The sequence below is a fragment of the Streptomyces sp. NPDC006544 genome (assembly GCF_040611715.1).
Taxonomy (GTDB): Bacteria; Actinomycetota; Actinomycetes; order Streptomycetales; family Streptomycetaceae; genus Streptomyces.
Window position 1 is genome coordinate 1 of sequence record NZ_JBEXOV010000187.1, and the last position, 5,475, is coordinate 5,475.

Sequence of the window (5,475 nt, forward strand, 5' to 3'; positions counted from 1 at the left end):
GTCACACATAGACACGTTTCATGGCAGCAAGGCCTGCCCCCGGGCTTTCCGGGATATTCCCGCTGTATCTGGAGGAACAACCATGACCACCTTCGTGGACCGCGTCGAATTGCATGTCGCCGCGGGTAACGGGGGCCACGGCTGCGCCTCCGTTCACCGGGAGAAGTTCAAGCCGCTCGGCGGCCCCGACGGCGGCAACGGCGGCCGTGGCGGCGACGTCATCCTGGTGGTGGAGCAGGCTGTCACCACCCTGCTGGACTACCACCACAGCCCCCACCGCAAGGCCACCAGCGGCAAGCCCGGCGAGGGCGGCAACCGCTCCGGCAAGGACGGCCAGGACCTGATCCTGCCCGTGCCGGACGGCACCGTCGTCCTCGACAAGGAGGGCAACGTCCTCGCCGACCTCGTCGGCCAGGGCACCACCTACGTCGCGGCCGAAGGCGGCCGCGGCGGCCTCGGCAACGCCGCGCTCTCCTCGGCCCGCCGCAAGGCGCCCGGCTTCGCCCTCCTCGGCGTCCCCGGCACCGGCGGCGACGTCATCCTGGAGCTCAAGACCGTCGCCGACGTCGCGCTGGTCGGTTTCCCGAGCGCCGGCAAGTCCTCGCTGATCTCGGTGCTCTCCGCGGCCAAGCCGAAGATCGCGGACTACCCCTTCACCACCCTCGTCCCGAACCTGGGCGTCGTCACCGCCGGCTCGACGGTCTACACGATCGCCGACGTCCCGGGCCTCATCCCGGGCGCCAGCCAGGGCAAGGGCCTCGGCCTGGAGTTCCTGCGCCACGTCGAGCGCTGCTCGATCCTCGTGCACGTCCTGGACACCGCCACCCTGGAGTCCGACCGCGACCCGCTCGGTGACCTCGACGCCATCGAGGAGGAGCTGAAGCTCTACGGCGGCGGCCTGGAGAAGCGCCCGCGCCTCGTCGTCCTCAACAAGGTCGACATCCCCGACGGCCAGGAGCTCGCGGACATGGTCCGCCCGGACCTGGAGGCCCGCGGCTACAAGGTCTTCGAGGTCTCCGCGGTCTCCCGTGCGGGTCTGAAGGAGCTGTCCTTCTTCCTCGCCGAGGTCATCGCGAAGTTCCGTGCCCGCAAGCCGAAGGAGGAGGCGACCCGCATCGTCATCCGCCCGAAGGCCGTGGACGACAGCGGCTTCACCATCGCCTACGACGAGGCCGAGGACGTCTACCGGGTGCGCGGCGAGAAGCCGGAGCGCTGGGTCCGCCAGACCGACTTCAACATCGACGAGGCCGTCGGCTACCTCGCGGACCGCCTCAACCGCCTCGGTGTCGAGGACGCGCTGCGCAAGGCCGGCGCCCGTGCGGGTGACGGCGTGGCCATCGGCTCCGACGACAACGCGGTCGTCTTCGACTGGGAGCCGACCATGATGGCCGGCGCCGAGATGCTGGGCCGCCGCGGTGAGGACCACCGTCTGGAGTCGCCGCGTCCGGCCACCACGCGCCGCAAGGAGAAGGAAGCCGAGCGCGACACCGCCCAGAAGGAGTACGACGAGTTCCGTCCCTTCTGACCGGCGGACGCCGGCGGGCGGACGCCGACGGGCGGTCTTGAGGCCACGTTTACCCGCGTGGCCTAGGATCCCCTGGTGACGAGCACGAATACCCCCACCGTTTCCGTCGTGGTGATCGCGTACAACGACGCCGGGCTCGTGGGCGAGGCCGTTTCCTCGGCCCTCGCCCAGGGCCCGGTGGTCGCCGAGGTCATCGCCGTGAACGATGCCTCCACCGACGGGACCGGGCCGGTGCTGGACGGGCTGGCCGCCCTCCACCCCCGCCTGAAGGTCGTGCACCGCACGCAGAACAGCGGGGGCTGCGGCACCCCCCGCAACGACGGGATCGCGGCCGCGACCTCCCCGTACGTCCTGTTCCTGGACAGCGACGACGTCCTGCCCACGGGAGCGGCCGCCGCCCTGGTGCGCGCCGCCGAGCAGCACCGGGCGCCCGTCACGGTCGGCGCCTGCGTCCGCAGGGAACTGCCCGGAGGCCGTGAAGTGCCCTGGGTACCGGGCCTCTACACGCCGGGCGACGTCATCGGCCGGCCGGCCGACCGGCCGGAACTGGTCCGCGACACCCTCTGCGTGAACAAGCTCTACGACCGGGCCTTCCTGAACGAGCACGGGATCCGCTTCCCCGACGGCCGGTTCGTCTACGAGGACTTCGTCTTCACCGCCCGCGTGCTGGCCGCCGCGCCCCGCCTCGCCGTGATCGGCGACCTCGTCTACGTCTGGCACGTGCGCCGCGACGCCGCCCGGGTGTCCATCTCCCTGGACCGCAAGGACGTCGGCAACTGGCGTGCGCGCATCGAGGCCCACCGCACCGCCTCCCGCACCCTCACCGCGTCCTCGGCCGAGCTGGGCCGCGCCTGCCAGGTCAAGTTCCTGGAGTACGACCTGCGCATGTACCTGCGCGAGCTCGGCAAGGACCCCGAGTACCAGGCCGCCTGGTGGACCCTGACCCGCGACTACCTCGCCGGTTTCGCCGACGCCGACATCGAGGCCGCCGGGGCGCCGGCCCGCTGGATCGTACGGGTGCTGCGCGCCTGCGAGGCCCCGCCCGCCCCCGCCGACCTGCGGCGGCTGACCGCCTTCGCCGCCGACCCGCCCCGGCTGCCGCCCCCGTACGCGACCGGTCCCGGCGGGAACGCGGTGTGGAGCGAGACCCTGCCCGTGGAGCTGGACGGGCTGGCGGAACTGGAGACGGCCGGACTGCCCGTCACCGTCGACGCCGAGCCGCTCGGTTCCGGGGGGCTGCGGATCCTCGTCCACGACCTGTACGGGCGCCTGGCCCCGGCCGGTCCGCGCAGCGTCCGGCTCAGCTTCGTGCCCCGGGCCGGCGGCGGGGAGCCGCTGTGCGCCGAGCCCGTGGAGCTGCGGCCCGCCGAGGGCGGCGGCCACTGGACCGCGGAGCTGCCCTTCCCCCTCACCACGCTGGCGGCCGCAGGCCGCGGCGCGGGCCGGCGGGGCATGCAGGCGTGGGACGTGCGGGCGAGCGTGGAGTGCGAGGACGGGAGCTCCCTGCTCACCTCGCCGCGCCCCCTCGGAGGCCTGCTGCACCGGCGGGTGCTGCCCAGCAGCCGGTACGGTGTGCTGTTGGCGCAGCCCTATCGCACGGCCGGCGGATCGCTGGCACTGCGGCTCGCGCCCGGGGCCGACGGCGTCATGAGCCTCGTACGCGACCGCCTCCACCGCCGCAAGGGCCGGGGGCGGAGCGGGGTCCGGCGGTAGCCGGAGGAGAAGCGGGTCCGGCGGCAGCCGGAAGAACAAGAGACAGAGCCCAAGGAGATACGCATGACGTTTCTGATCACTGGTGGTGCCGGTTACATCGGGGCACACGTCGTCCGCGCGATGCTGCTCGCCGGTGAGGAGGTCGTGGTTCTGGACGACCTCTCCACGGGCAACGCCGACCGTGTCCCGCAGGGCGTCCCGCTGGTGGTCGGTTCCGTGCTGGACCGGAAGGTCCTGGACGAGACGTTCGCCCGGCACGAGATCACCGGCGTGGTCCACCTGGCGGGCAAGAAGCAGGTCGGCGAGTCCGTGGACAAGCCGCTGCACTACTACGAGGAGAACGTGCAGGGCCTCACGGTCCTGCTCGGCGCCGTGGCCGCCGCCGGCGTCCGCAACTTCCTCTTCTCCTCCTCGGCCTCCGTGTACGGGATGCCCGACGTCGACCTCGTCACCGAGGACACCCCGTGCCTGCCGCTGAGCCCGTACGGCGAGACGAAGCTGGCCGGCGAGTGGCTGGTGCGCGCCGCGGGCAGGGCGCACGGCATCTCGACCGCCTGCCTGCGCTACTTCAACGTTGCGGGCGCCGCGACCCCCGAGCTCGCCGACACCGGCGTCTTCAACCTGGTCCCGATGATCTTCGAGCGTTTCGACCGGGGCGAGGGCGCCCGGATCTTCGGCGACGACTACCCGACCGCCGACGGCACCTGCGTCCGCGACTACATCCACGTCGCGGACCTCGCGGAGGCACACGTGGTGGCGGCCCGCAAGCTCGTCGAGTGGGGCGCGCAGGGCGAGTACAGGGACCTCACGGTCAACATCGGCCGCGGTGAGGGCGTGTCCGTCCGCGAGATGGTCGACCTGGTGAACCAGACCACCGGGCACACCGACGCCGCGTACGCGCCCGTGCTCTCCCCGCGCCGCCCCGGCGACCCGGCGAAGGTCGTCGCCTCCGCCGACCGGATCACGTCCGAGCTGGGCTGGAAGGCCCGCCACGACGTCCGCGAGATGATCACCTCGGCCTGGGAGGGCTGGGAGGCCCACCGCAAGGCCTGACCCCCTCGCGCACGGTGCGTACGAAGCCGCCCGCCCCGGACCTCTCCGGGGCGGGCGGCTTCGTACGTGTGCGGACCGCGGGGCTCAAGCTCCTTGGAGCTCAGCGCTCCAGGAAGGAGAACAGGTCCTCCCACCGGTCGGTGATCTCGGCGCTGGAGTACCGCTTCACGTTGTGGAAGGCGTTGTCGCCGAGCCGGTCGCGCAGTTCCCGGTCGGACATCAGCCGGTCCAGGTGACCGGCGAGCTCCATCGTGTTGCCGAGCCGGGCCAGCAGTCCGTCCTCGCCGTGCTCCACGATCTCCCGTACGCCCGGCGCGCAGTCGAAGGCGGCCACCGGGACGCCCGCGGCCATCGCCTCCAGCAGGGTGATCGGGAACCCCTCGGCCCGCGAGGCCTGGGCGAAGACCGAGGCCCCGCGCAGGGCTCCGAGCACGTCGTCGGTGCTGCCCATCCACTCCACGGACTCCGCCACGCCGAGCTCGGCGGCGTGCGCCCGCAGCGCGGGCTCCTCCACGCCGGCCCCGTAGATCCGCAGGGTCCAGTCGGCGTGGTGCGGGGCGGCGTCCGCCCACGCGTCGAGCAGCAGGTCCATGCCCTTCTCGAAGGCCAGACGGCCGACGCTCGCCACGACCTTCTCCGTCCGCGGGGCGGGAGAGGCGGGCATGAACGGCAGCGGGTTCGGCATGCTGCCCACGTTCTGCACGCCCGCCCGGATCCAGAGGTCCGCGTCCTCGGGGGTCAGCACGAGCATGCGGTCGACCTCCGGGTAGTAGCGGCGGACCCGACGGCCGCGGGTGGACTTCTGGCTCGCCTCGAAGGACTCGTGGCTCATGGCGATGACGGTGCAGCCCTTGGTGTCGGCGAGGGCCACCCACTCCATCGCCCAGACCTGGGTGACGATCACCACGGCCCCGGGGCGGGCCGCGCGCAGCAGCACGCTCAGCTGCTCCGCCTTGGCCCGCATCTTCGCCCGGCGGGCCGCCTGGCGGCGCCGTTCGGGCGCGTTGAGCCGCCCCTTGATGCCGTGCAGCGAGCGCGCGGCCGGCGGGCGGGACTCGTAGAGCGTGGTCGTCGCGTACGGGAGGTCGGCGGGCAGCTTCTGCCGGATCTCCTCGGCGACGGGGGCGATGCCGATGACGTGCACCCGGTGCCCGCGGTCGCCGAACAGCCGGGCCATCTGGTGC

At 72.7% G+C, this 5,475-nt stretch carries 4 protein-coding genes; 3 read left to right on the top strand and 1 reads right to left on the bottom strand.

The window, feature by feature from the left end:
- The first annotated feature begins 82 nt into the window (after positions 1 to 82).
- From obgE to galE, 3 genes are all read left to right on the top strand, one after another.
- Positions 83 to 1,525 (top strand): GTPase ObgE, encoded by a 1,443-nt coding sequence (obgE, locus tag ABZY44_RS37200; protein ID WP_356661915.1) that lies wholly within the window; start codon positions 83 to 85, stop codon positions 1,523 to 1,525.
- Positions 1,526 to 1,600: 75 nt separating this feature from the next.
- On the top strand, positions 1,601 to 3,238 hold the full coding sequence (locus ABZY44_RS37205) for a glycosyltransferase family 2 protein (protein WP_356661917.1): 1,638 nt from the start codon (positions 1,601 to 1,603) through the stop codon (positions 3,236 to 3,238).
- Between the two features lie 63 nt (positions 3,239 to 3,301).
- Positions 3,302 to 4,291 carry a UDP-glucose 4-epimerase GalE gene (gene galE, locus ABZY44_RS37210; RefSeq protein WP_356661919.1) on the top strand — a complete coding sequence of 330 codons (990 nt, stop codon included), beginning with the start codon at positions 3,302 to 3,304 and terminating at the stop codon, positions 4,289 to 4,291.
- Between the two features lie 100 nt (positions 4,292 to 4,391).
- On the opposite strand, the gene ABZY44_RS37215 is transcribed toward galE, so the two are convergent.
- Positions 4,392 to 5,475, bottom strand: a 1,084-nt coding sequence (locus ABZY44_RS37215) for a glycosyltransferase (RefSeq protein ID WP_356661921.1), incomplete at its 5' end; no start/stop codon positions are given.